Annotated in this window: 24 protein-coding genes and 2 pseudogenes; 16 read left to right on the plus strand and 10 right to left on the minus strand. The window is 70.9% G+C overall.

Annotated features, from left to right (window positions below):
• From ACFU97_RS07775 to ACFU97_RS07790, 4 genes and pseudogenes are all read right to left on the minus strand, one after another.
• Positions 1-364: pseudogene (locus tag ACFU97_RS07775) on the minus strand (glycosyl hydrolase); the annotation flags it as partial.
• A gap of 50 nt (positions 365-414) precedes the next feature.
• Positions 415-1,314 carry a carbohydrate ABC transporter permease gene (locus ACFU97_RS07780; protein WP_384252283.1) on the minus strand — a complete coding sequence of 300 codons (900 nt, stop codon included), beginning with the start codon at positions 1,312-1,314 and terminating at the stop codon, positions 415-417.
• 4 nt (positions 1,315-1,318) lie between these two features.
• Complete coding sequence (locus tag ACFU97_RS07785) at positions 1,319-2,200, minus strand: carbohydrate ABC transporter permease (protein WP_384252286.1); 882 nt, start codon at positions 2,198-2,200, stop codon at positions 1,319-1,321.
• Complete coding sequence (locus ACFU97_RS07790; protein WP_384252288.1) at positions 2,197-3,531, minus strand: ABC transporter substrate-binding protein; 1,335 nt, start codon at positions 3,529-3,531, stop codon at positions 2,197-2,199. The genes ACFU97_RS07785 and ACFU97_RS07790 overlap by 4 nt, the downstream gene beginning before the upstream one ends.
• 107 nt (positions 3,532-3,638) lie before the next feature.
• On the opposite strand from ACFU97_RS07790, the gene ACFU97_RS07795 reads away from it, so the two are divergent.
• The 7 genes and pseudogenes from ACFU97_RS07795 to ACFU97_RS07825 all read left to right on the plus strand — a co-directional run bounded on the left by ACFU97_RS07795 (position 3,639) and on the right by ACFU97_RS07825 (position 10,396).
• The gene (locus ACFU97_RS07795; protein WP_384252291.1) at positions 3,639-4,670 is read left to right on the plus strand and encodes a LacI family DNA-binding transcriptional regulator; all 1,032 of its coding nucleotides are present in this window, start codon (positions 3,639-3,641) and stop codon (positions 4,668-4,670) included.
• A gap of 108 nt (positions 4,671-4,778) precedes the next feature.
• Positions 4,779-5,949: pseudogene (locus tag ACFU97_RS07800) on the plus strand (endo-1,4-beta-xylanase).
• Between the two features lie 83 nt (positions 5,950-6,032).
• Positions 6,033-7,088 (plus strand): LCP family protein, encoded by a 1,056-nt coding sequence (locus tag ACFU97_RS07805; RefSeq protein ID WP_384252293.1) that lies wholly within the window; start codon positions 6,033-6,035, stop codon positions 7,086-7,088.
• Between the two features lie 69 nt (positions 7,089-7,157).
• A complete protein-coding gene (locus ACFU97_RS07810) occupies positions 7,158-7,910 on the plus strand; it encodes an FG-GAP-like repeat-containing protein (RefSeq protein WP_384252295.1) in 753 nt (250 codons plus the stop codon).
• 20 nt (positions 7,911-7,930) lie between these two features.
• Entirely contained in the window at positions 7,931-8,554 is a 624-nt protein-coding gene (locus ACFU97_RS07815; RefSeq protein WP_384252297.1) for an FG-GAP repeat protein, read from the plus strand.
• 148 nt (positions 8,555-8,702) lie between these two features.
• Entirely contained in the window at positions 8,703-9,059 is a 357-nt protein-coding gene (locus ACFU97_RS07820) for a YciI family protein (RefSeq protein ID WP_384252300.1), read from the plus strand.
• A gap of 68 nt (positions 9,060-9,127) precedes the next feature.
• A complete protein-coding gene (locus tag ACFU97_RS07825; RefSeq protein ID WP_384252303.1) occupies positions 9,128-10,396 on the plus strand; it encodes an RNA polymerase sigma factor in 1,269 nt (422 codons plus the stop codon).
• 18 nt (positions 10,397-10,414) lie between these two features.
• Here the strand turns inward: ACFU97_RS07825 and ACFU97_RS07830 are convergent, their stop codons facing one another.
• Entirely contained in the window at positions 10,415-11,581 is a 1,167-nt protein-coding gene (locus ACFU97_RS07830; protein WP_384252305.1) for a methyltransferase domain-containing protein, read from the minus strand.
• 90 nt (positions 11,582-11,671) lie between these two features.
• Between ACFU97_RS07830 and ACFU97_RS07835 the strand changes: the two genes are divergently transcribed.
• From ACFU97_RS07835 to groL, 4 genes are all read left to right on the plus strand, one after another.
• Positions 11,672-12,601, plus strand: coding sequence for a polysaccharide deacetylase family protein (locus ACFU97_RS07835; protein WP_384252308.1), 930 nt, complete (start codon positions 11,672-11,674; stop codon positions 12,599-12,601).
• Positions 12,598-13,404, plus strand: coding sequence for a polysaccharide deacetylase family protein (locus ACFU97_RS07840; protein ID WP_384252311.1), 807 nt, complete (start codon positions 12,598-12,600; stop codon positions 13,402-13,404). The genes ACFU97_RS07835 and ACFU97_RS07840 overlap by 4 nt, the downstream gene beginning before the upstream one ends.
• A gap of 264 nt (positions 13,405-13,668) precedes the next feature.
• Entirely contained in the window at positions 13,669-13,977 is a 309-nt protein-coding gene (gene groES / locus ACFU97_RS07845) for a co-chaperone GroES (protein WP_016434667.1), read from the plus strand.
• Positions 13,978-14,094: 117 nt separating this feature from the next.
• On the plus strand, positions 14,095-15,720 hold the full coding sequence (gene groL, locus ACFU97_RS07850) for a chaperonin GroEL (RefSeq protein ID WP_384252315.1): 1,626 nt from the start codon (positions 14,095-14,097) through the stop codon (positions 15,718-15,720).
• A gap of 61 nt (positions 15,721-15,781) precedes the next feature.
• Here the strand turns inward: groL and ACFU97_RS07855 are convergent, their stop codons facing one another.
• The 3 genes from ACFU97_RS07855 to ACFU97_RS07865 all read right to left on the minus strand — a co-directional run bounded on the left by ACFU97_RS07855 (position 15,782) and on the right by ACFU97_RS07865 (position 18,088).
• Entirely contained in the window at positions 15,782-16,489 is a 708-nt protein-coding gene (locus tag ACFU97_RS07855; RefSeq protein WP_384252318.1) for an ester cyclase, read from the minus strand.
• Positions 16,490-16,569: 80 nt separating this feature from the next.
• The gene (locus ACFU97_RS07860) at positions 16,570-17,343 is read right to left on the minus strand and encodes an SDR family NAD(P)-dependent oxidoreductase (protein WP_384252321.1); all 774 of its coding nucleotides are present in this window, start codon (positions 17,341-17,343) and stop codon (positions 16,570-16,572) included.
• A gap of 76 nt (positions 17,344-17,419) precedes the next feature.
• On the minus strand, positions 17,420-18,088 hold the full coding sequence (locus ACFU97_RS07865) for an MOSC domain-containing protein (protein WP_384252324.1): 669 nt from the start codon (positions 18,086-18,088) through the stop codon (positions 17,420-17,422).
• Between the two features lie 82 nt (positions 18,089-18,170).
• On the opposite strand from ACFU97_RS07865, the gene ACFU97_RS07870 reads away from it, so the two are divergent.
• The gene (locus ACFU97_RS07870) at positions 18,171-19,076 is read left to right on the plus strand and encodes a LysR family transcriptional regulator (protein WP_384252327.1); all 906 of its coding nucleotides are present in this window, start codon (positions 18,171-18,173) and stop codon (positions 19,074-19,076) included.
• A 45-nt stretch (positions 19,077-19,121) separates the two neighbouring features.
• Here the strand turns inward: ACFU97_RS07870 and ACFU97_RS07875 are convergent, their stop codons facing one another.
• The gene (locus ACFU97_RS07875; protein ID WP_384252330.1) at positions 19,122-19,445 is read right to left on the minus strand and encodes a WhiB family transcriptional regulator; all 324 of its coding nucleotides are present in this window, start codon (positions 19,443-19,445) and stop codon (positions 19,122-19,124) included.
• 381 nt (positions 19,446-19,826) lie between these two features.
• On the opposite strand from ACFU97_RS07875, the gene ACFU97_RS07880 reads away from it, so the two are divergent.
• The 4 genes from ACFU97_RS07880 (at position 19,827) to ACFU97_RS07895 (ending at position 24,189) form a co-directional block, all read left to right on the plus strand.
• Positions 19,827-20,438: a response regulator transcription factor gene (locus ACFU97_RS07880; RefSeq protein WP_003948568.1), complete on the plus strand. Its 612-nt coding sequence runs from the start codon at positions 19,827-19,829 to the stop codon at positions 20,436-20,438.
• A gap of 265 nt (positions 20,439-20,703) precedes the next feature.
• A complete protein-coding gene (locus ACFU97_RS07885; RefSeq protein WP_115906402.1) occupies positions 20,704-21,291 on the plus strand; it encodes a sigma-70 family RNA polymerase sigma factor in 588 nt (195 codons plus the stop codon).
• Positions 21,292-21,444: 153 nt separating this feature from the next.
• Positions 21,445-22,947 carry an IMP dehydrogenase gene (gene guaB, locus ACFU97_RS07890; protein ID WP_384252334.1) on the plus strand — a complete coding sequence of 501 codons (1,503 nt, stop codon included), beginning with the start codon at positions 21,445-21,447 and terminating at the stop codon, positions 22,945-22,947.
• Between the two features lie 117 nt (positions 22,948-23,064).
• Positions 23,065-24,189 (plus strand): GuaB3 family IMP dehydrogenase-related protein, encoded by a 1,125-nt coding sequence (locus tag ACFU97_RS07895; protein WP_384252337.1) that lies wholly within the window; start codon positions 23,065-23,067, stop codon positions 24,187-24,189.
• A 75-nt stretch (positions 24,190-24,264) separates the two neighbouring features.
• Here ACFU97_RS07895 and ACFU97_RS07900 read toward each other — a convergent pair whose 3' ends face one another.
• On the minus strand, positions 24,265-25,473 hold the full coding sequence (locus tag ACFU97_RS07900) for a nucleotide sugar dehydrogenase (RefSeq protein ID WP_384252340.1): 1,209 nt from the start codon (positions 25,471-25,473) through the stop codon (positions 24,265-24,267).
• Positions 25,474-25,645: the final 172 nt, after the last annotated feature.

Below are 25,645 nucleotides of genomic sequence, written 5' to 3' on the forward strand. Positions count from 1 at the left end.
TGCCCCCCCGGCCCGTAAACCCTACAGGCCCCTCTTTGTGGGCGACGATCGGGCTACAAAAATGCCCCCCCCCAACATTCTGCTCTTGGCCTCCCCCCGTCCCCTCCCCCCCCCCCCCCGGGTCGACGGGGGCGGTGCCGAAGGAGCGGGTGAGCTGGCCCAGGCCGTGCGTGATCAGCTCGTCCCAGTCGTAGTCGGCCGTCATCTCCGACTGCAGGGGGGCGACTCCGTCGCCGTCCGTGGCGGCGCCCACCCAGACGCCGTAGAGCTGGGCGGTCTTCTCCTGCAGGGTCATCCGGGAGAGGAGGTCGTCGACGCGGGAGGCGGCGGGCAGGGCGGGGTCACGCCAGGGCGCGATGGTCATGGAACTCCTGTCGGGGGAGAGGGGGGTGGGCTGCCCGGACGGGTTCGCTGTCACTTGCCACCCACACCCATCAGGCCGCCCACCAGGGCTCGGCGGGCCACCAGGTACACGGCGAAGATGGGGATGCCGGAGAGGACGACCGAGGCGAGCAGGGCGGGGATGTTCACGCCGAACTGGCTCACGTAGTTGAACAGGCCGAGGGTCAGCACGCGCGGACCGTCGGACTGGGTGAAGATCAGCGGGAAGAGGAAGCCGTTCCAGGCCTGCAGCGCCGCGTAGATGACCACGGTGCTGATGCCGCCCTTGGTCATCGGGATGACCAGCTGGAACAGCATGCGGGTGGTGGAGGCGCCGTCCAGGGCCATGGCCTCGTACATCTCCTCCGAGATGTCCCGCAGGGTGCTGGTGAGGATCAGCACCGACACCGGCATCGCGAAGGCGGCCGTCGGCAGGATGATCGCGAGGAGGCTGTCGTACAGGTTCAGCTTGGCGATCATCAGGTAGAGGGGGACCACGACGGCCTGCGCCGGGATCGCCACACCCATCAGGAACATCCGGAACGCGGAGGTCGACCAGATGTTCCGGGTCCGTACGGCGACATAGGCGAACGGCACGCACAGGACGAGGACGATCGCCACGACCGCCGCGGCCACGACGACCGTGTTCCACAGGAAGTGGCCGAATCCGTTGTGCAGGACGGTGTTGTAGTTGTCCAGGGTCGGATCGCTCGGCGGCTTCAGGGCGTTGCTGCCGAGCGCCTTGTCCTGCTTGGTGAGCGAGGCCGAGATCATCGCGTAGATCGGGACGATCACGACGACGAGCCAGATCGCCGAGCTGATTCCGGCGAGGGGGTTGGCACGCCTGGTCCAGTGGGTGCGGCGGCGGCCGGCGGGTTGCCCGGCGGGCGGCCGGGCGGTCTTCACGGGACGGGGCAACGTGTCGTGTGACATCGCGTCACATTCCTTCCCGGGTGCTGCGCATCGCGCCGAAGCCGGACAGCTTCACCATCAGCAGGGACAGCGCGGTCGCGATCACCACCAGGGAGGAGGCGATGGCGCTGGCGTAGCCGAAGTCGTAGCTCTTGAAGCCCGCCTCGTACATCAGGTACGGCAGGATCGCCGTGTCGGTGCCGGGGCCGCCCTGGGTCAGAATCAGGACGGTCTCGAAGTAGGTCAGGGAGCCGACCACCATCAGCACGCTCGACGTGGCCGCGGTGTTGCGCAGCTGGGGCAGGGTGATCGAGAAGAACTGGCGCAGGCGTCCCGCGCCGTCGATGGCCGCGGCCTGGTACAGGACCTCGGGGATCTGCCGCGCCCCGCCCTGGTAGATCAGGGTGTGGAAGGGGATGAACTGCCAGCCGCCGACGAACACGATCGCCAGGAAGGCGCCGTTGGTCGAACCAAGGGTGTCCCCGTGGACGATGCCGAAGTTCGGGTCCAGCAGTGCGTAGAAGAGCAGTGAGATCGCCGTCGAGGACAGCAGGAACGGCACGAAGAAGATCGCCGACAGGATCGCGCGGTTCTTCTGCCTGCCCGCCGCCCAGACGCCGAGCAGCAGGGAGACGACCGTCTGGAAGGCCCAGCTCACCACGGTCAGCAGGACGGTGACCGTGAGGGACTGGGTGAGCCGGTCGTCGCTCAGCAGCTTCTGCCAGTTGGCGAGGCCGACCGGCTGGGGGTCGCCGAGGCCGTTCCACTTGGTGAAGGACAGGTAGAACGCCAGCGCCATGGGGGTGACGGCGAAGAGCGCGAAGAACAGGACGCCGGGCAGGGCCCAGGCGGCGTGCGGGCGGCCCGCGCCGGAGCGCGAGCCGCCCTTCACTGCGGTGGTGCTCACTTCAGGCCTTTCAGAGCCGCCACGAACTGGCTCGGTGAGGACTTGCCGACGAACAGCTTGTTGATCTCGGTGAGCATCGGCGTCGACACGTTCGGGTCGACCGCCTGGTCCCAGCTCAGCGTGAACGCCGGGGCCTGCTGCACCATCCGGTACTGGAACTTGGCGAACTCCGGGTTCGGCGAGGCGTCGAGCAGCTTCTCGGCGTTCGCCGTGGCCGGGATGTCACCGTTGGCGATCAGGTCCTTGGCGTACTGCTCCGAGGCGCAGTCGCGCAGGAACGCCAGTGCCGCGTCCTTGTTGGACGTACGGGCGTTGACCGTCCAGTAGTTGGTCGGGTTGCCGACCACGTTGCGGATGTCGCCGGCGCCGCCGTCGAAGGACGGGAACGCGCACCAGCCGAGGTCCTTCTTGGCGAAGTCGGGGAACTTGCCGAGCTGCGTGGAGTACTCCCACGAGCCCATCAGGTGCATCGCGGCCTTGCCCTTGGCGAAGACGGCCGGGGCGCCGCCGTTGGTGTAGGCGACCGAGCTGTAGCCCTTGCCGAAGGCGCCGTCGTCGATGAGCTGCTTGACCGTCTGGGCGGCCTTGAGGACGGCCGGGTCGCCCCAGCCGGAGGCGTCGCCGTTCTTGATGCGGTCGAAGACCTGGGGGCCGCCGATGCGGTCGACCAGGTACTCCAGCCACATCAGCTCGGGCCAGATGTCCGCGCCGCCGAGCGCGAACGGGGTGATCTTCGCCTTCTTGAGCTTGGCGTTGATGTCGAGGAGCTGGTCCCAGGTCTTGGGCGGGGTGAGCTTGTGCTCGGCGAAGAGGGACTTGTTGTAGAACAGGATCACGGGCTGCATGCCGCGCATGGGTATGCCGTAGTTGCGCCCGTTGAGACCGCCCGCCGCGAGGACCGCGGGCAGGAAGCCGTCCTTGAGGACCGGGTCCGACGTGATGGTGTCGGTGAGGTCGACGAGCTGGTCGGCGTCCTTGTACGCCTTGATCGAGCCGCCGCCCCAGTTGAAGAACACGTCGGGGGCGTTGGGCGAGCCCATCGCGGTACGCAGCTTGGCCGGGTACTCGGCGCCGGGCACCTTCTCGATCTTGACCTTGCCCTTGGCCTTCTTGGCGGCGGCCGAGGCGTTGAACCGGTCGACGGCCTTGACCTGGACCTTCACGGCGTCGTCGCCGTACACGAAGGCGGTGATGGTGCCACCGCCCCCGCTGCCGGTGCCTCCGGAGGAGCCGCAGGCCGAGAGTCCGGCGGTGAGAACTGTGGTGGCACCTGCGCCTAGCACCCAGCGTCTGCTGAACGTGCGCCCGCCGTTGGACGTGGTGGACTCCATGGACCGTGGCTCCTAGCGAATGTTTCGAGTTGCTTTTCGAATGTTCCGGGAACGTATGGTGGAAGAGTGGCTTCGTCAAGGGGTCTCGCAGCGTTACGATCCCGGGCATGAAGTCTGGGAAGCCCACAGAAACGCAGACGGCGACGCTCGCCGAAATCGCTCGCGAGGCCGGAGTTTCCGCCCCGACTGTTTCGAAGGTCCTCAACGGCCGCGCCGATGTCGCACCCTCGACCCGCACCCGCGTCGAGGAGCTGCTGCGTTCGTACGGCTACCGGCGGCGGCGTGCCGAGGCTTCCCGTTCACCCTTGATCGACCTGGTCTTCCACGAGCTGGAGAGCGCCTGGGCGATGGAGGTCATCAGAGGCGTGGAGAACGTGGCCCGGGACGCGGGCCTGAGCGTGGTCCTGTCCGAGTCCGCCGGGCGGCTCACCCCCGGCCGGACCTGGGCCGACCAGGTCGCCGCGCGCCGTCCGCACGGCGTGGTCCTCGTGCTGTCCGGCCTCGACGACTCCCAGCGCGCACTGCTGACCAGCCGGTCGATCCCGTTCGTGGTGATGGACCCGGCCGGCGATCCCGGGGCCGATGTGCCGTCGATCGGCGCCACCAACTGGCAGGGCGGCCTCGCCGCGACCCGGCACCTGGTCGAACTCGGCCACACCCGTATCGGCGCGCTGAGCGGACCGTCCCAGATGATGTGCAGCCGCGCCCGGGTGGACGGCTACCGGGCGGCCCTGGAGACGGCCGGACTGCCCTTCGACCCCTCGCTGATCGTCCCGGGTGACTTCCATCACGAGGCGGGCTACCGGCAGGGCCTGGAGCTGCTGCGCCGCCCGGACCGCCCCACGGCGATCTTCGCGGGCAACGACCTGATGGCGCTCGGCCTGTACGAGGCCGCGCGCGAGCTGGGCCTGCGCATCCCGGAGGACCTGAGCGTGGTCGGCTTCGACGACCTGCCGGTCGCCCGCTGGGTGGGACCGCCGCTGACGACCGTGCGGCAGCCGCTGACCGAGATGGCGGAGGCGGCCGCCAAGCTGGTGCTCGACCTGGGGCGGCAGGACCAGCCGCCGGTGGCGACCCGGGTGGAGCTGGCCACGAGCCTGGTGGTGCGCAGCAGCACGGGAGCGCCGCCGGCGCTCTAGCGGGACCGTGCCGAGGGCCGTGGGGCTGTGGCGACGGCTGTGACGGACGCCCCCACACTGCTCCGACGCCAATCGGTTGCCCAACCGAAACTTTCGGAGGCATCCGCGATGAGATCTCCGAGAACGGGCTTATCCCTGGCGGCACTTGTCACCGGCGCCGCGCTGCCGTTCACGGCGCCCGTGGCACACGCCGCCGACACTTTCCTCCGCGACCTGGCCGACGCCCGGGGCAAGGCCGTCGGCACGGCGGTGACCGGCTCCAAGCTCACCGGGAGGTACGGCGACATCGCCGGGGCGCAGTTCAACTCGCTCACCCCCGGCAACACCCTGGTCCGGCACAGCCAGAACCCGAGCTGGCCGACCAGCGGGGACCTGGACGCCCGCCCAGCTCGGCAGCCTGCTGCGGAACCACATCAGCACCGAGGTCGGCCGCTGCAAGGGCGAGATCGCCGCCTGGGACGTGGTCAACGAGCCGTTCAACGAGGACGGCACCTACCGCTCGACGCTCTGGTACGACGGCCTCGGCGCCGACTACATCGCCAACGCCCTGACCTGGGCCCACGTCCGCCGACCAGGCGGCCAAGCTCTGCATCAACGACTACAACGTCGAGGGCGTCAACGCGAAGTCCACCGCCCTCTACAACCTGGTCGGGGGGGGCAGGCGCATCTGATCCTCGGCCAGGTGCCGTCGTCGCTGCAGCAGAACATCCAGCGCTTCGCCGACCTCGGCGTGGACGTGGCGATCACCGAGCTCGACGTCCGCATGGCGCTCCCGCCGGACGCCACGAAGCTCGCGCAGCAGGCCACCGACTACAGGTCGGTGGTCAACGCCTGTGTGGCGGTGGCCCGTTGCGCCGGCGTCACCGTCTGGGGCTTCACCGACGCCGACTCCTGGGTGCCGAGCACCTTCCCGGGCTACGGGGCGGCGACCCCGTACGACGAGAACTACGCGCCCAAACCGGCGTACTCCGCGATCGCCGCCCACCGGCGCCGGCGCGGCGGCGTACAGCGTGACGAGCCGGTGGAACACCGGGTTCACCGGCCAGGTCACGATCGCCTGTTCCGGGGCGTCGCTCTCGTCCTGGAGGTGAGCTGGACCTTCGGTGCGGGGCAGCGGATCACCCAGGCGTGGAACGCGACGTGCACGCAGAGGGATTCGGCGGTCAGTTGCGCCAACGCGTCCTACAACGGCCCGGTCGCGGACGGCGGTTCGGTGACGTTCGGCTTCAACGGCTCCTGGAGCGGCGGCAATCCGGCACCGGCCGTGACGCCGGGCTGAGAAACATGAAATTCTCCGAAGAAATCCGCCTCACGTTCCCGTCCCTAACAATCCCCTAATAATTCGGACTTACGTTCCTGCCCGTGACGGGACACGACGAGAACGGCGACGCGGGCAGACCCAGGGGCCGGCGGTCGAGATTGCTGAAGGCCGCCGGCCTCACCCTGGCGGGCCTGCTGGTGCTGGGCGCGGGTGCGGCGGGCTGGGCGTACTGGCACCTCAACGGCAACATCAAGAGCGTCGACATCAACAACGCACTCGGCGACGACCGCCCGGCGAAGCCGGTGACGACCCCGTCCGCCGGCGCGTCCGCCTCGGCCTCCCCGCTCCCGACCGGCTCCCTGAACATCCTGGTCCTGGGCTCGGACTCGCGCAGCGGCAAGGAGAACAAGGCGCTCGGCGGGGGCGACAGCTCCGGCGCCCGGTCCGACACGGCGATGGTGGTGCACATCGACGCGGGCCGCCGGAAGGCCACCGTCGTCAGCATCCCGCGCGACACCCTGGTCACACGCCCGTCCTGCCCGCTGAAGTCCGGCGGCTCGACGGCGGTGGCGTACGGTGCGATGTTCAACAGCGCGTACTCGGTGGGCGGGGCGGTGTGCGCGGTCAAGACCGTCGAGTCGATCACGGACGTACGCATGGACCACTACGTCGAGATCGACTTCTCCGGGTTCGCCCGGCTGGTGGACGCGCTGGGCGGCGTCACCGTGACGCTCGACCAGGACATCGACGACGACGACAGCCACCTGCACATCAAGGCGGGCACCCGCAGGCTCGACGGCACGCAGGCCCTGGCCCTCGCCCGCACCCGGCACGGCATAGGCGACGGCAGCGACCTGGGCCGCATAGGACTGCAGCAGAAGCTGGTCAAGGCCCTGCTGGAGCGGATCTCCTCGACCGACCTGTTCACCGACCCGGCGAAGCTCTACACCGTCGCCGAGGCGGTGACCAGCAGCCTGACCACCGACACCGGCCTCGACTCGCTGAAGGAACTCGTCGACCTCGGCCGGAGCCTGGAGGGCCTGTCCGCCGCCGACGTGAAGACCGTGATGATGCCGGTGGTGCCGGCTCCCTCGGATCCCAACCGCGTGGTGGCGAAGGAACCGGCGGCGAGCGAGCTGTGGAAGTCGCTGCGCTGAGCGCCGGTACAACTCCCGCACCGGGTCACGTGTCTCCCAGGGTGTCGGCGTCACGAGGGAGGTCACCCGGTGTTCTCCGTTCCCCTGCCCGCCCGCTGGACGATCCCGGTCGTCGCGGGGCTGGTCGCGCTCGGCGTGGCTCCGCCCCAGGACCTCGGCCGCGCCCAGGCGGCGCCGTCCGCCCCCGTCCGTGAGGACTTCGACGGCGACGGCTACGGCGACCTCGTGGTCGGCGCCCCCGGCGCCACGGTCGACGGGAGGAAGGCGGCGGGCTACGTCACCGTGCTGTACGGCGGCCCGCACGGCCTGTCGACCGGCCGGCGGTCCGTCATCAGCCGTGCCACGCAAGGGATTCCAGGCGGCCCGACGGCGAACGAGGGCTTCGGGAAGCAGCTCTCCCGGGGCGATCTGGACGGGGACGGCTACGCGGACCTGGTCGTCGGCCTGCGCACCAAGGGCGACGCGGTGATCGTGTGGGGCGGCGGACGGGGCCTGTCCGGCGCGGCCACCTCCATCCCCGCGAGCCGTACCGTCCAGGGCGACTACGACGGCGACGGCCACCTCGACCTCGCCGCCTTCCGCACCTCCGAGTCGCCGGGCGACGATCCCATGGGCACCACGGCGGCCGTCTGGTCCGGCCCGTTCACCCGGGCCGGGAAACCGGCCGCCACCGGCGGCCTGGACGGTGTGGGGGGCTACGACGTCGTCGACGGCGCGAGCGGCGACGTGACGGCGACGGCCGCGACGACCTCGCGCTCAACGTCCACATCGGCGACGGCGGCTTCTCCACGGCCTTCTACCTCGCCTCCACCACGCACCTGACGGCGCTCGGGTCCGAGGCGGTGCCCCAAGGGGTCCACGCCGACGCCGTCGCGCTGGGCGACTTCGACCACGACGGGTACGACGACCTCGTGGTCGGCCTCTGCGGCGACCAGCGGATCGAGGTCGCCCGGGGCTTCGCGAACGGCCTGCGGCCACGGTCCACCTGGACGTCGTACAGCCTGGACACCCCGGGCGTGCCGCGCGCGGCCGAACCGAACGACTGCTTCGGGTCCGCCCTCTCCGCCGGGGACGTCACCGGCGACGGCGTCGACGACCTGGCCGTCGGGGTGAGCGGCGAGGAGATCGGCCACGCCGACGGCGCGGGCGCCGTCACGCTGCTGCACGGCGGCCGCGCCGGCCTGACCGGCAAGGGTGCCCAGACCCTCACCCAGGACACCGCCGGCATCGTCGGCACCTCGGAGGCCGGCGACGGGTTCGGCAGCGCCGTACGGCTCCTCGACGTCAACGGCAACGGGTACGCGGACCTGGCGGTCGCGGCGGCCGGCGAGGACAAGGGCGACGGCCGCGTCTGGGAGCTGCGGGGCAGGCCGGAGGGCATCGTGACGGACGCGGCGCTGCGCTTCGACGGGCGGTCGGTCGGGGCGCCGTACGCGCGCGCGGGCTTCGGGGCCGCGCTCCAGTAGCCCTCCGCGGACGCCTCTGACCTGCGCAGACGTACCCGCCGGAAAATTCTTCGAAGAAATCCGGTGAGTGTGTCGATCCGGCGGGGTCCCGATCGACGCACAGGTGAGAGGCCGGGAGGGACCGGCCGCGCCGACCGAGGAGGCAGTCATGCCGCGTTACCTGTCGCTCGTGAAGATCGACGAGTCCACCGCCCCCGCCGAGGGCCCGAGCCCGGCGCTGATGCAGCGCATGGGCGAGCTGATCGAGGAGGTCACCAAGGCGGGGGTCATGCTCGACACCGCAGGGCTGACGCCGTCCGCGCAGGGCACCCAGGTGCACTGGGAGGGCGGGCGGATCTCCGTCACCGACGGCCCGTTCACCGAGGCCAAGGAGGTCGTCGGCGGCTACGCGATCATGCAGTGCAAGGACATGGCCGAGGCGCTGGAGTGGACCAAGAAGTTCCTGAAGGTGCACGAGGAGTTCTGGACCGTGACGTGCGAGGTCCGGGAGATCGCGGAGGGCTGAGAGCCTGTGAACAGGCTCTGAACGTCTTTCCTTGGCCGTGGGCCGGGAGCGGTGTCGAATGGAGGGCTGTGAGCACACAGCCCTCCGCCGGCGCCGACCCGCGCCACGCCATCGAGACGGTCTTCCGCATCGAGTCGCCCCGCATCATCGCCGGCGTCGCACGCATCGTGCGCGACGTCGGCATCGCCGAGGAGCTCGCGCAGGACGCCCTGGTCGCCGCCCTGGAGCAGTGGCCGCGGGACGGCGTGCCGGACAACCCGGGCGCCTGGCTCATGTCCACCGCGCGGCACCGCGCCGTCGACCTGGTCCGGCGCCGGGAGAACTACGCCCGCAAGCTCGCGGAGATCGGCCGCAGCCTGGAGACGGCGGCCCCGCCCGAGGAGCCCGCCGACCCCGAGGACATCGACGACGACCTGCTGCGCCTGGTCTTCACCGCCTGTCACCCGGTCCTGTCGGCCGAGGCCCGCATCGCGCTGACCCTGCGCCTGCTCGGCGGTCTGACGACGGCCGAGATCGCTCGCGCCTTCCTGGTCCCCGAGCCGACCGTCGCCCAGCGCATCGTCCGCGCGAAGAAGACCCTCGCCACCAGGAACGTCGCCTTCGAGGTGCCCTACGGCCCCGAGCGCGAGGCCCGGCTCGGCTCGGTGCTCGACGTCATCTACCTGATCTTCAACGAGGGGTACGCCGCCACGGCCGGCGACGACTGGGTGCGCCCGGCCCTGTGCGAGGACGCGCTGCGGCTGGCCCGCGTGCTGGCGGGCCTGATGCCCAAGGAGCCCGAAGTGCACGCGCTGGCCTCCCTCCTGGAGTTCCAGGCGTCCCGCACGGCCGCCCGCACCGGCCCCGACGGCGAGCCCGTGCTCCTGAAGGACCAGAACCGGCGCCGCTGGAACCGCATGCTCGTCGCCCGCGGCATCACCGCCCTGCACCACGCCGACGCCACCGCCACCGGCGCCCCGGGCCCGTACGCCCTCCAGGCCGCCATCGCCGCCTGCCACGCGCACGCCTACACCTACGAGGAGACCGACTGGGTGAGCATCGCGACGCTCTACGGCCTGCTCGCCGTCCGCGCGCCCTCACCGGTCGTCGAACTCAACCGCGCCGTCGCCGTGTCGATGGCGCGGGGCCCCGCCGAGGGCCTCGTGATCGCCGACGCGCTCGCCGCCGAACCCGCCCTGCGCGACTACCACTTGCTGCCCAGCGTGCGCGGCGACCTGCTGGCCCGGCTCGGCCGCACGGCCGAGGCCCGCGAGGAGTTCGCCCGCGCCGCGGAACTCGCCCGCAACGAACGCGAACGGGAGCTGCTGCGCGGCAAGCTCCGGTCCCTCGACGTCTAGGGCCCGTCGCGAACGGTCCTACAGGGGAGCGCCGATCAGCATGGTCGGTGCCCCCGCGACCCGGGTCAGGAACACGGTGGCCGCCTTCGAACCCTGCGCCTTCGGGAGGGCCTTGCGGCGCAGCTCCTCCGGCTCGACGGCCGAGCCGCGCTTCTTCACCGTCAGCACCCCGACCTCCCGCTCCCGCAGCAGCGCCTTCAACTTCTTCACGTTGAAGGGGAGTTGGTCGGTGATCTCGTAGCCGGAGGCGTACGGGCTCACGTGCCGTTCGTCCGAAGTGACGTAGGCGATGGTCGCGTCGATCAGCCCGCCGTTCAGCTCCTCGGCCACCTCGGCGACCAGGTGGGCGCGGATGACGGCGCCGTCCGGCTCGTACAAGTACCGCCCGACGGAGCGCACTTGGGGGTCTGGAAGCCCCCTGCCGAGCAGGGTGCGCGGTCCGGGCAGCAGCGTGGCGCGCACGGCGCCCGGCCGGGTCCCGAACCACAGCACCGCCTCCTTGACGTCCCCGCCGTCCGAGATCCACTCGGCCTCGGCGTCCTCCGGCACGGCCTCGTGCGGGATGCCGGGCGCCACCTTCAGCGCCGCGTGCGGGGCCCTGCGGGCGGCCTCGACGGCCCACGACAGCGGCGGCGAGTAGGCCTCGGGGTCGAAGATCCGCCCCCGTCCGCCCCGTCTGGCCGGGTCCACGAACACGGCGTCCCAGCCGTCCGTACTCACCTGGGTGACATCGTCCTCGCGCACCTCGATCAGCTCGCCCAGCCCCAGCGCCTCGGCGTTCGCCCGGGCCGTGGCCGCGGTCACCGGGTCCCGGTCCACGGCGAGAACGCGGATGCCCGCCCGGGCGAGCGCGATCGCGTCCCCGCCGATCCCGCAGCACAGGTCGGCGACGGACGTCACCCCCAGCGCCCGCAGCCGCTGCGCGCGATACGTGGCCACGCTCGCCCGCGTGGACTGCTCCACCCCGTTCGGCGTGAAGAACATCCGCTCCGCGTCCTCGGCGCCGAACTTGGCCGCCGCCCGCTGCCGCAGCCGCGCCTGCCCGATCGCCGCCGACACCAGGTCGGCGGGGTGCGCACGGCGCAGCCGGGTGGCGACGGCGAGTTCGTCGGCGGGGGCCGTGCCGCGCACCTCGTCGAGGAGGGCACGGCCTTCGGGGGTGAGGAGAGGGGCGAGGTCGTTCACCGGGTCATTGTGGGCCAGTCGGTGGACGGTCCGCCGCGAGCAGCGGTGTCGGGCCCGTTTCGACGCTTCGGCCTGCGAGGATCCGGCGCCATGCGAGCAGTAGGACAAAATGAAAAAAATCGGGCTCACCGTGACATGTGGGTCCGCGGCGGCCTCGCCGCCCTCGCCGCCGCGGCCGTCGTCTCGGGCTGCGCCTCGCCCGGCGGCCGCGACGCGCGCCCCGCCGCCGGACCGCAGGCGCTCAAGGCGCCTCCCGCCCGCGCCCTGGACTCCTACGCCACGAAGCTGCGCGCGGCCCACGCCGCCCGCGTCGCCGCGGCGCGGCACTGGAGCCTGGCGAGGGTCCCGCTCACGGCCCCGCCGCCACCCGAACACAAGCCGCGGATCACCGCCCGCGAGGGCTTCGAGGTGCGGGACCAGGAGGAACTGGACCTCCCGCCCGTCTTCACGACGATCCCCACCCGGCAGAAGATCGTCTTCCTGACCATCGACGACGGGTCCGACAAGGACCCGGACTTCTTGCGCATGATGAGTGACCTGAAGATCCCGTACACCGCGTTCCTGACCGACAAGGAGATCAAGGACGACTACGGGTACTTCCGCCGGATGCAGGCCGAGGGCCACACCCTGAACAACCACACCCTCACCCACCCCTACCTGCCCGGGCTGTCCTACGAGGAGCAGAAGCACGAGATCTGCGGCATGCAGGCCGTCATGAGGAAGCAGTTCGGCAGGGCGCCGACCGTCCTGCGCCCGCCGTTCGGCAACTACAACCGCGACACCCTGCGCGCCGCCAAGTCCTGCGGCATCAAGTACGCGCCCATCTGGGACGAGGAGGTCTACGTCGACCACTGGGAGTACCGCGAGGACGACCAGGACCTGCACCCCGGCGACATCGTGCTCACCCACTTCCGCGGCCGCGACGAGTGGAAGGGAACGATGGTCGACGACATGCGCCGCTTCCTGAACATGGTCACGGCCAAGGGCTACGCGGTGGCCCGCCTGGAGGACTACCTGTGAGGCCGAGGGTCCTGGCGGCCGGCGGGCTGGCCCTCGCCCTGCTCACCGGCTGCGCCCAGTCCGTCGACCCCATCGAGCGGCTGAGCGAGAAGGCGGCCCAGCGGGTGCGGCCGCACGAGCCGGCCGGGCGGGCGTACCACCGCTGGGGCCTCGCGGCCCCGCTGGCGCCCGCCCCGACGCCGTCCCGCGCCTCACCGGCCCGGGCGGCGGGCCGCGGCCTGCCCCCGGTCGTGCACCGCGTCCGCACCCGCGACAAGGTCGTCTTCCTGACCTACGACGACGGGGCCGAGAAGGACCCGCGGTTCGTCGACATGGTCCGCGAACTGCGCCTGCCCGTCAGCGTGTTCCTCACCGACAGCGTCGTGGGACCGGACTACGGCCACTTCGCCCGGCTCCGCTCGGCCGGCGCGGGCATCGAGAACCACACCCTGGACCACCCGTCCCTGCGCGGCCTGCCCTACGCCCGCCAGCGCGCCGAGATCTGCGGCCAGCAGGACAGGCTCCGCGCCCGCCTCGGCACCCGCCCCCGCCTCTTCCGCCCGCCCTACGGCGCCTACGACACCACCACCCGCCGGGCGGCCGCCGACTGCGGCATCTCGGGCCTGGTCCTGTGGCACGCGTCCATGACGGGCACCGGCGACCTGACGTACCCGCGGGGCGGCGAGAGCCTCCGGCCCGGCGACGTCGTCGCGGTGGACCCGGACGAGGGCACCGGCCTGACCCTCCGCCAGCGCACCGCGCGCCTGCTGCGCCGCGTGCAGGAGCAGGGGCTGACGGTGGGCCGCCTCGAGGATTACGTCTGACGTCCCCGGTGCCGGTCCGCTGCATTCAGGCCCGTCCGGCGTTCGAGGACGAGGCCCTTCAGGCCGGCAATCCCGGCCGACGCGCCGCGGGCATTGGCACTCCGCTTGACCGAGTGCTAATCCCGGTCATAGTCTCGGCCCTGGCACTCCCCACCGGAGAGTGCCAACAGCGACGGGCAGGTCCGGCACCCGCGACGACGGATCGACCTGGTCGCCACCTCAGACAGTTAACCCCGTGAGATCTCCGAAGGGGGAGGTCGGATCGTGACGACCGCCAGCTCCAAGGTTGCCATCAAGCCGCTCGAGGACCGCATCGTGGTCCAGCCGCTGGACGCCGAGCAGACCACGGCCTCTGGCCTGGTCATTCCGGACACCGCCAAGGAGAAGCCCCAGGAGGGCGTCGTCCTGGCCGTGGGCCCGGGCCGTTTCGAGAACGGCGAGCGTCTTCCGCTCGACGTCAAGACCGGCGACATCGTGCTGTACAGCAAGTACGGCGGCACCGAGGTGAAGTACAACGGCGAGGAGTACCTCGTCCTCTCGGCTCGCGACGTGCTCGCGATCGTCGAGAAGTAAGTCATCTCGCACACATTGCTTTGAGCTGCGCCCCTGGCCCCCGCGACCTTTAACAAGCCGGGCGCCCGGGGCGCAGCGCATTTTCCACCCCTGAAATCCGAGAGGGCTCCCGCTGTCATGGCGAAGATCCTGAAGTTCGACGAGGACGCCCGTCGCGCCCTCGAGCGCGGCGTCAACAAGCTGGCCGACACGGTCAAGGTGACGATCGGCCCCAAGGGCCGCAACGTCGTCATCGACAAGAAGTTCGGCGCTCCCACCATCACCAACGACGGCGTCACCATCGCCCGTGAGGTCGAGGTCGAGGACCCGTACGAGAACCTCGGTGCGCAGCTGGTGAAGGAGGTGGCGACCAAGACCAACGACATCGCGGGCGACGGCACCACCACCGCCACCGTGCTCGCCCAGGCGCTGGTGCGCGAGGGCCTGCGCAACGTCGCCGCGGGTGCCTCCCCGGCGCTGCTGAAGAAGGGCATCGACGCGGCCGTGGCCGCCGTCTCCGAGGACCTCCTCGCGACGGCCCGCCCGATCGACGAGAAGTCCGACATCGCCGCCGTGGCCGCGCTGTCCGCCCAGGACCAGCAGGTCGGCGAGCTCATCGCCGAGGCCATGGACAAGGTCGGCAAGGACGGTGTCATCACCGTCGAGGAGTCCAACACCTTCGGTCTGGAGCTGGACTTCACCGAGGGCATGGCCTTCGACAAGGGCTACCTGTCGCCGTACTTCGTGACGGACCAGGAGCGCATGGAAGCCGTCCTGGAGGACCCCTACATCCTCATCAACCAGGGCAAGATCGGCTCCATCTCCGACCTGCTGCCGCTGCTGGAGAAGGTCATCCAGGCCGGCTCCTCCAAGCCGCTGCTGATCATCGCCGAGGACGTCGAGGGCGAGGCCCTGTCGACCCTGGTGGTCAACAAGATCCGCGGCACCTTCAACGCCGTCGCGGTGAAGGCCCCCGGCTTCGGCGACCGCCGCAAGGCGATGCTGCAGGACATGGCCACCCTCACCGGTGCCACGGTCATCTCCGAGGAGGTCGGCCTCAAGCTCGACCAGGTCGGCCTGGACGTGCTGGGCTCCGCCCGCCGCATCACGGTCACCAAGGACGACACGACCATCGTGGACGGCGCCGGTGACTCCGCCGACGTCCAGGGCCGCATCGCCCAGATCAAGGCCGAGATCGAGAACACGGACTCCGACTGGGACCGCGAGAAGCTCCAGGAGCGCCTCGCGAAGCTGGCCGGCGGCGTGTGCGTGATCAAGGTCGGCGCCGCCACCGAGGTGGAGCTGAAGGAGAAGAAGCACCGTCTGGAGGACGCCATCTCCGCGACCCGCGCCGCGGTCGAGGAGGGCATCGTCTCCGGTGGTGGCTCCGCTCTGGTCCACGCCGTGAAGGTGCTCGAGGACAACCTCGGCAAGACCGGCGACGAGGCCACGGGTGTCGCGGTCGTCCGCCGCGCCGCCGTCGAGCCGCTGCGCTGGATCGCCGAGAACGCCGGCCTGGAGGGCTACGTCATCACCTCCAAGGTCGCCGAGCTCGAGAAGGGCCAGGGCTTCAACGCCGCCACCGGCGAGTACGGCGACCTGGTCAAGGCCGGCGTCATCGACCCGGTCAAGGTCACCCGCTCCGCCCTGGAGAACGCCGCCTCCATCGCCTCCCTGCTGCTCACGACCGAGACCCTGGTCGTCGAGAAGAAGGAAGAGGAAGAGCCGGCGGCCGCGGGCCACGGCCACGGCCACGCCCACTGACACCGGTCAGTACGAAGGCCCGGCACCCCGAGGGTGCCGGGCCTTCGCCCTTTTCCGCTGCCTAGCGCTCGAGCCCTTCCAGCGCTCCCAGCTGCGCCATCAGCCCGAGCCGGTCGTACTGCCACCAGCCCTCCACGATCTTCCCGTGGTCGCCGAACCGGAAGACGGTGGTGCCGGTCATGACCACCTTCCGGCCGGTGGGTGCGAGCCCCATGAACTCGCCCTTGTGCAGGGCGTTCCCGGTCCAGCGGGTGCACACGCGGTCGCCGTCGCAGATCTGGTCCTCGATCGTGAAGTCGAGGTCGAAGCCGCCCCGCCACATCTCGACCTCGCGCCGCATGGCGTCCATGCCCACGGCGTCCTGCTCGTTGCCGGGGTCGTGGTCGTGGTAGTTCTCGGCGAACAGGTTGTCGAGCGGCGGCAGCTCGCCGCGGGTGGCCACCGTCTCGAAGAACCGCCGCGCGGTGGCCGCGTACAGCTGCTCGTCCCGTACGACGTCGAGATCCGTGAAGGTGGGCATCTCGTCGCACAGGGCGACCATCTCCCGGAAGATCTTGTCGGTCTCCGGCAGGCCGGAGTTCCGCATCGCCTCCTCGTACGACGGGAACTCCACGATCTCGATGTAGTGCGACGCGTCCGACCGGTCCTTGCCGATCACGCTGTGCGTCGCCGTCCGCTTCCCCCTGGTCTGCTCGACCCATGTGTCCATCAGCCGGTTCATGTCGTCGAACCGGCTCGTCCTGCAGTCGATGATCTGAACGAAGGTCATGGTCGCCTCCGGTCCCTCCGGGTCCGGTTGAACAGCACCATTTTCCCACCATGGCGCCCTCGCGCCCGCTCACCGGAGGACTACTGCGGCCCGTACTTCCGCCCGGTGCGCGAGGTGATGCCGCCCAGCAGCCCGCGCGGGGTCACCTTCACGAGCCCCATCAGCGCCTTGTACCGCGGATCCGGGATCGACAGCGACTTCCCGCGCGCCAGGTCCGCGAGCGCGGCCGCCACCAGCTTGTCCGCGTCCAGCCACATCCAGCCGGGGATGTTGTCCGTCCCCATGCCGGCCCGCTGGTGGAACTCCGTCCGCACGAACCCCGGGCACAGCGCCATCAAGCGCACGCCGCTGCCCGCCAGATCGCGCGCGGCCCCCTGTGTGAACTGCACGACCCACGCCTTGGAGGCGCCGTAGGTGCCGCGCGGCACGAAGGCGGCCACGGACGCGACGTTGACGACGCCGCCGCGGCCGCGCTCCCGCATCGCCTCGGTGGCCGCCGCCGTGAGCCGCAGCACCGCCTCGCAGTGGACCTTCAGCATGGTCAGCTCGTCGGCCATCGCCACGTCGAGGAAACGGCCCTTGTTGCCGAAGCCGGCGTTGTTGATCAGCAGGTCGACGGGGTTTCTGCGGTCGGACACGCGCGCGGCGACGGCCTCGATGCCGTCGTCCGTGGCGAGGTCCGCGGTGAGGACCTCCGCCTCGATGCCGTGCCGGTCGTGCAGTTCGGTCGCCTGCTCCTGGAGCCGCTTGGTGTCGCGCGCGACGAGAACCAGGTTGTGCCCGTCGGCCGCCAGCCGACGTGCGAACGCGGCACCGATGCCCGCGGTCGATCCCGTAATCAGAGCCGTTGTCATGGCCCAAGGGTAGTGACCAGGACCGACAGTCCCCGCCTCGCGGGGCGCCGTGCGCCGGCCGTGCTCTGACGCTACGTCAGCCGCCGTTCCGTGCCACGTACTTGTGGGCCAGCGCCCGTGCCTCCGAGTGCAGCGCGGGTCCGGCGGCGAGCAGGCGCGGCAGCAGCTCGCGCTCCGTGGTGACCGCGCGGAACTGCAGCGCGGCCGTCACCCCGTGGTCCGGCCGGTGCACGATCTCGACCGGGTCGCCGGCCCGGATCTCACCCGCTTCGACGACCCTCAGATAGGCGCCGGTCACGCCCTTTCGGGTGAACCTCCTCACCCAGCCCCGCTCGTCCATGTGGCCCTGGAACGTACGGCACGGGATCCGCCCCGAGGTGACCTCCAGGACCACCTGCGAGCCGATCCGCCAGCGCTCGCCGATCAGCGCGTGGGTCACGTCCAGGCCGTCGGTCGTGAGGTTCTCGCCGAAGCAGCCGTTGGCCAGCGGCCGGCCCAGCTCGCGCTCCCAGTCGTCGAGGTCCTCGCGCGCGTAGGCGTACACCGCCTGTTCGTCGCCGCCGTGGTGGCGGGTGTCGCACACGGCGTCCCCGCCGAGCCCGCTCGCCCCGACCCCCTTCAGCCCCGGCGCCGCCACCCGCACCGGCCCGTCCACCGGCTGCTTGTCGATGCCGGTCAGACCCTGCGGCTGGTCCGTGTACGGCACGGGCCGGGCGCGGCCGACGTTCACAGACAGAAGCTTCATGCCCGGCACGTTAGGCCACCGGACACCAAAGCGTCGACGCATTATCGGGTGCCGTATCAAAGGATCTCTTATCCTTGGTCCTGTGATCGAAGCCCGTCATCTGCGTGTCCTGCGCGCCGTCGCCGCCACCGGCTCCTTCTCGGCGGCCGGCCGTGAACTCGGCTGCACCCAGCCCGCCGTGAGCCAGCAGATGAAGGCCCTGGAGTCGTCCGTGGGCACCCCGCTGCTGGTGCGCAGCGGGCGCGAGATGCGGCTGACCCAGGCCGGCGAGGCCCTCGTCCGGCACGCCAACGGCATCCTCGCCGGGCTCACCGCCGCCGAGGAGGAGGTCGCGGCCATCGCCGGGCTGCGCGCGGGACGCGTCCGGCTCGTCTCCTTCCCCAGCGGCAGCTCCACGCTCGTCCCCACCGCCCTGGCCGCGCTGCGCGCCGCGCACCCCGGCACCCGGGTCTCGCTGGAGGAGGCGGAGCCCCCCGCCTCCGTCGAGCTGCTGCGCGAGGGCGACTGCGACGTGGCCCTGGCCTTCCGATACGAGGGCGCCGCGGGCGCGGAGGAATGGGACGACCTCGTCGTACGGCCGCTGCTGAGCGACCGCCTGGTGGGGCTCGTGCCGGAGCGCCACCGGCTCGCGGGGGCCGGCTCGGTCGCCATCGGCGACCTCGCGCGCGAGCCGTGGATCGCGGGATGCCCGCGCTGCCGCGGCCAGTTGGTGGAGGTGTGCGAGAGCGCCGGCTTCACCCCGCGCATCGACTTCGCCACCGACGACTACCCGGCGGTGGTCGGCCTGGTCGGTGCGGGCCTGGGCGTCGCCGTGCTGCCGCAGCTCGCCATCGAGTCCGTCCGGCCGCGGCACGCGCGCGTGCTGGAGCTGCGGCCGGCGGTGCGCCGGGAGATCGTGGCGCTGACCCTGCCCGACCTGGCCCAGGTGCCGGCGGTCGCGGCGACCCTGGAGCACCTCGCCAGCGCGGCGGCCCGCCAGCAAAAATGATGGGCACGCGGCGCGTGCCCATCACCAATAGGAAGAAACGTTCCTTCAGGTGTTCGATGCGCTGTCCCCACCAGCCGCAACCACCAGCCGGTTTCGCGCGCGCCCCATGAGTTCTTCGCGCTCGTCCTCGGTCAGGCCGCCCCACACGCCGTACGGCTCTCTCACCGCGAGCGCGTGCGCCGCGCACTGCGCGCGCACGGGGCACCTCATGCAGACCTCCTTGGCCGAGTTCTCGCGAGCGCTCCGGGCCGCACCGCGCTCACCCTCCGGGTGAAAAAAGAGGGAGCTGTCCACCCCACGACAGGCAGCCAGAAGCTGCCAGTCCCAAAGGTCCGCGTTCGGTCCGGGAAGGCGGGAGAAATCTGCCATTACGTGACCCCTTGTAGCCGTTCTGAGCGGATACGGTGCCAACGACCGTACATCTACGATCTAAGGAGATGAAAATATGACTCATTGCGAATCTAGCCTCAGACACCACTAGGTGGGAAGAAAAGGGGTCTAAATGGGGCATGGGTTGTGATGAAACATTGAGGGTCCGCGCCGCATGACTCCACCGTGTCCGGGCCCTCACGTAGAGTGCCGAAGATGGCACACGGCCCCGTAACTCTTTCGAGTGACCGTCGTTGAGAGGGCGAGGCGGTTGAAACAACAAGTGCTCGGGCAGGCGTCCGAGACGGTCGACCGCACAGGTGACGATTTCGTACCAGCCTGGAGGCTCAAGGTGACGCGCATCAGCTGCGGAGGGCGGCCATGACATCCGTCCTCGTCTGCGACGACTCCCCGCTTGCCCGAGAGGCGCTCCGCCGCGCGGTCGCAACCGTGCCCGGCGTCGAGCGCGTGACGACCGCGGCCAACGGCGAGGAAGTCCTCCGCCGCTGGGGCGCGGACCGCTCGGACCTGATTCTGATGGATGTGCGCATGCCCGGCCTGGGCGGCGTCGAGACCGTGCGGCGGCTGCTGTCCGCCGACCCCGGTGCGCGCATCATCATGCTGACCGTCGCGGAGGACCTGGACGGCGTGGCCCTCGCGGTCGCCGCGGGTGCGCGCGGCTATCTGCACAAGGACGCCTCGCGCGCGGAGCTGCGCGCGACGGTCACCCAGGCGCTCGCCGACCCGACCTGGCGGCTGGCACCGCGCCGGCTGCGCTCCGCCGAGATGGGCGCCGCGCCCACGCTCACCGCCCGTGAGATCCAGGTGCTCGAGGGCATGAGTCACGGCCGGTCCAACGCGGAGATCGGCCGCGAGCTGTTCCTCTCCGAGGACACGGTCAAGACGCACGCGCGGCGGCTGTTCAAGAAGCTCGGCGCCTCGGACCGGGCACACGCGGTGGCGCTCGGCTTCCGCTGGGGCCTGGTCCGTTAGGGCCTTGTGTGTGTCACAGCGGGGGTCCGGGAAATCCCCGCCTACCGCACGGTGGGCGGGGGTGGCAAAACGACCCGCCGGGTGCCCGCTGCTCGTTTCGGCGCGGATGCCGCATCCTTGAGGTGTGGAGTCTCTCGGGGACGAGTCGGTCGAGCGGAAGGGGAGGGCGCAAGGGATGAGTTCCGGCGCACCTGCTCATAACGCTTCGGTGCACAACATCGAGCGCGGTGCCACGGACCGTGCAGCCGCAAGGCACCATGGACCGATGCGCGACGACGAGGCGGCCAATGCCGCAGGGGCGATCGGTGCACTCGTCCATCGCGCCGTCGACGGGGACGAACAGGCGACACACGACCTGCTCGCCCACGTCCACCCCCTCGCGCTGCGCTACTGCCGCACCCGTCTGTCCCGTCTGCCGGGCGACGCGCGGCACTTCGTGGAGGACCTCGCGCAGGAGGTCTGCGTCGCCGTCCTGCTCGCGCTGCCGCGCTACAAGGACACCGGCCGCCCCTTCGAGGCGTTCGTCTTCGCCATCGCCGCGCACAAGGTCGCGGACCTGCAGCGCGCGGCGATGCGGCACCCGGGATCGACGGCGGTGCCGTCGGACGAGATGCCGGAGCGGCCCGACGACTCCCTCGGTCCCGAGGAGCGCGCGCTGCTCAGCAGCGACGCCGAGTGGGCCAAGAAACTCCTGGCCAACCTGCCCGAGAACCAGCGCGAACTGCTGCTGCTGCGCATCGCGGTGGGCCTCACGGCGGAGGAGACGGGCCAGATGTTGGGAATGTCACCCGGGGCGGTGCGGGTCGCACAGCACCGGGCCCTGAGCCGGCTCAGGGCGCTCGCCGAGCAGTGACACCCCCGTGTGGGCGCCTTCTTTGAACAGGTGGCTCACCGATTCCGTACGAACATACGAAGCCCGAGGTCATGCGGAACCGTGGAATTTGAGAAGCGCGCTTCCCGTTAGCATGGACATCCGCACCGATCAAGGCCATTTGGGGAAGGTGTCATGACTGCGAACGTCGACGGAGTGCCCGGAAAATTCGCGACACTCGGGCTGACCTACGACGACGTGCTGCTGCTGCCGGGCGCATCCGAGGTGCTGCCCAACGCGGTCGACACCTCGTCCCGCATCTCCCGCAACGTGCGGGTCAACATCCCGCTCCTGTCGGCGGCGATGGACAAGGTGACCGAGTCCCGCATGGCGATCGCGATGGCCCGCCTCGGCGGCGTCGGCGTGCTGCACCGCAACCTGTCGGTCGAGGACCAGGTCAACCAGGTCGACCTGGTCAAGCGGTCCGAGTCCGGCATGGTCACCGACCCCATCACCGTGCACCCCGAGGCGACGCTCGCGGACGCGGACGCCCTGTGCGCCAAGTTCCGGATCAGCGGCGTGCCCGTGACCGACCCGGCCGGCAAGCTCCTCGGCATCGTCACCAACCGCGACATGGCCTTCGAGACCGACCGCACCCGTCAGGTGCGCGACGTCATGACGCCGATGCCGCTGGTCACCGGCAAGGTCGGCATCTCCGGTGTCGACGCCATGCAACTGCTGCGCAAGCACAAGATCGAGAAGCTGCCGCTGGTCGACGACTCGGGCGTCCTCAAGGGCCTGATCACCGTCAAGGACTTCGTCAAGGCCGAGAAGTACCCGAACGCCGCCAAGGACGCCGAGGGCCGGCTGCTCGTCGGCGCCGCCGTGGGCGCCAGCCCCGAGGCCCTGGAGCGGGCCCAGGCTCTCGCCGGGGCCGGCGTGGACTTCCTGGTCGTCGACACCTCGCACGGCCACAACAGCAACGCCCTCAGCTGGATGGCGAAGATCAAGTCGAGCGTCTCGGTCGACGTGATCGGCGGCAACGTCGCCACGCGTGACGGCGCGCAGGCACTGATCGACGCCGGTGTCGACGGCATCAAGGTGGGCGTGGGCCCCGGTTCGATCTGCACCACGCGCGTGGTCGCCGGCATCGGCGTCCCGCAGGTCACGGCCATCTACGAGGCCTCCCTCGCCGCCCGCCCGGCGGGTATCCCGCTGATCGGCGACGGCGGCCTGCAGTACTCCGGCGACATCGGCAAGGCGCTCGCCGCCGGTGCCGACACCGTCATGCTGGGCAGCCTGCTCGCGGGTTGCGAGGAGTCGCCCGGCGAGCTGCTCTTCATCAACGGCAAGCAGTTCAAGTCGTACCGCGGCATGGGCTCGCTCGGCGCGATGCAGTCCCGCGGCCAGGCGAAGTCGTTCTCGAAGGACCGCTACTTCCAGGCCGAGGTCGCCTCCGACGACAAGCTCGTGCCCGAGGGCGTCGAGGGCCAGGTGCCCTACCGGGGTCCGCTGGCCAACGTCCTGCACCAGCTCGTCGGGGGTCTGCGCCAGACCATGGGCTACGTGGGCGCGGCCACCATCGAGGAGATGGAGTCCAAGGGCCGCTTCGTGCGGATCACCTCGGCGGGCCTCAAGGAGAGCCACCCGCACGACATCCAGATGACGGTCGAGGCGCCGAACTACAGCAGGCAGTGACGCGCACGCGCGCGTAGCGGTCGCACAAGGGCGGTCCCGGTACATCCGGGGCCGCCCTCGCCGTGCCCGTCGGCGATACTGGAAGACGCTGCAACGCATCAGGGAAAGGCCACAGACGTGACTGAGATCGAGATCGGGCGCGGCAAGCGCGGCCGCCGGGCGTACGCCTTCGACGACATCGCCGTCGTCCCCAGCCGCCGTACGCGGGACCCGAAGGAGGTCTCGATCGCCTGGCAGATCGACGCCTACCGCTTCGAGCTGCCGTTCCTGGCCGCTCCCATGGACTCGGTCGTCTCGCCGGCCACCGCGATCCGCATCGGCGAGCTCGGCGGCCTCGGCGTGCTCAACCTCGAGGGTCTGTGGACGCGGTACGAGGACCCGCAGCCGCTGCTCGACGAGATCGCCGGACTGGACGCGGACACCGCGACCCGCCGCCTCCAGGAGATCTACACGGCTCCGATCAAGGAGGAGCTGATCGGCCGGCGCATCAAGGAGGTGCGCGACTCCGGCGTGGTCACGGCGGCCGCGCTCTCCCCGCAGCGCACGGCGCAGTTCTCCAAGGCGGTCGTGGACGCGGGCGTGGACATCTTCGTCATCCGCGGCACGACGGTCTCGGCGGAGCACGTCTCCGGCTCGCACGAGCCGCTGAACCTCAAGCAGTTCATCTACGAGCTCGACGTCCCGGTGATCGTCGGCGGCTGCGCCACCTACACCGCGGCCCTGCACCTCATGCGTACGGGCGCGGCGGGCGTGCTCGTCGGCTTCGGCGGCGGCGCGGCGCACACCACGCGCAACGTCCTGGGCATCCAGGTCCCGATGGCCACGGCGGTCGCGGACGTGGCCGCGGCCCGCCGCGACTACATGGACGAGTCCGGCGGCCGGTACGTGCACGTGATCGCCGACGGCGGTGTCGGCTGGTCCGGCGACCTCCCGAAGGCGATCGCCTGCGGCGCCGACTCGGTGATGATGGGCTCCCCGCTGGCCCGCGCGACGGACGCGCCGGGCCGCGGCCACCACTGGGGCATGGAGGCCGTCAACGAGGAGCTGCCGCGCGGCAAGAAGGTCGACCTGGGCACGGTCGGCACGATCGAGGAGGTCCTGACGGGCCCCTCGCACACCCCCGACGGCTCCATGAACTTCTTCGGCGCCCTGCGCCGCGCGATGGCCACGACCGGCTACAGCGAGCTCAAGGAGTTCCAGCGCGTCGAGGTCACGGTGGCGGACTCGCAGCACAAGCGGTAGGGCGTACGGCGCCCCGAAGGCCGGTCACCGCGCTGCGGTGACCGGCCTTTCGCCTGCCCGAGGGGACGGACGCCGTCACAACCGGTGGGCCACCCCGGTGGGTGCGGCGCCCCTCGTGTCCAGCAGCAGCTGTGCCTTCACCGACAGGCCCTGGAGGTCGTACGTGCGGTGCTGCTGGAGCAGGATCGTCAGATCGGCGTCGGCCGCGGCCTCGTAGAGGGAGTCGGCGCGGGGGACCGGGCGGTCGAGGACGTTCCAGGACGGGACGTGCGGGTCGTGGTAGCTGACGGCGGCGCCGAGTTCCATGAGGCGGACCGCGATCTCCCGTGCGGGGGTGCCCTGTTGGTCGGCGAGGTCGGGCTTGTAGGTGACGCCGAGGAGCAGCACGCGGGCGCCCCGGGCCGACTTGCCGTGCTCGTTGAGGAGCGTGGCCGCGCGCCGGACGACGTAACGGGGCATCTGGCTGTTGACCTGCTGGGCCAGTTCGACCATGCGCAGGGTGCGGCCGGTGTGCCCGGTGAGGTCCTGGGGGACGGCGTGGCCGCCGACGCCGGGGCCGGGCCGGAAGGCCTCGAAGCCGAACGGCTTGGTCTCCGCGCAGCGGATGACGTCCCACAGGTCGACGCCGAGGCCGTGGCAGAGGACGGCCATCTCGTTGACGAGAGCGATGTTGACGTGCCGGAAGTTGGTCTCCAGGAGCTGCACGGTCTCCGCCTCGCGCAGCCCACGCGCGCGTACCACCTTGTCGGTGAGGCGGCCGTAGAACGCGGCGGCCGACTCGGTGCACGCGGGCGTGAGGCCGCCGATCACCTTGGGGGTGTTGGCCGGGGTGAAGTCGCGGTTGCCCGGATCCACCCGACTGGGGGAGTAGGCGAGGTGGAAGTCGCGGCCCGCGCGCAGCCCGGAGCCCTGCTCCAGGACCGGGCGCAGGAACTCCTCGGTCGTTCCGGGGGGAACGGGCGACTCCAGGATCACCGTGGTGTGCGGGCGCATGTGGGCCGCCAGCGTGTGGGCCGCCGCCTCCACCTGGCCGAGGTCGAGGCCGCCGTCCGCGCCGCGCGGCGTCGGCGCGCAGATCACCGCCGTGCGGACCCGGCCGAGCTCGGCGGGGGTGGTGGCGTGCTTGAAGCCCCCCGAGAACATGCGGCGCAGTTCGGCGGGGCTGAGGGACCCGGGTTCGGGACCGGTCCGGTAGCCGAGCGTGGGGATGCCCGCGGCGACGGCTGCCTGGGCCAGGGGCAGGCCGAACGGGCCGAGTCCGATGACGGCGAGATCTGCGGGCATGGCGTGGGCCGTCCTTCCCAGTAGCCGAAGCGGGACAGGTGCGCAAGCCCTGTGGACAGGACAGGTGAAGCGCAATGTCACACTAGGAGTAAATATGACCGTCTTGCGGTATTGGCCGACCGTGTTTTCCGCAGGTCCCGGGAATGTTGTCCACAGGCTGGGGGTGAGTGGT

The sequence above is a fragment of the Streptomyces sp. NPDC057616 genome (assembly GCF_042800575.1).
Lineage (GTDB): Bacteria > Actinomycetota > Actinomycetes > Streptomycetales > Streptomycetaceae > Streptomyces.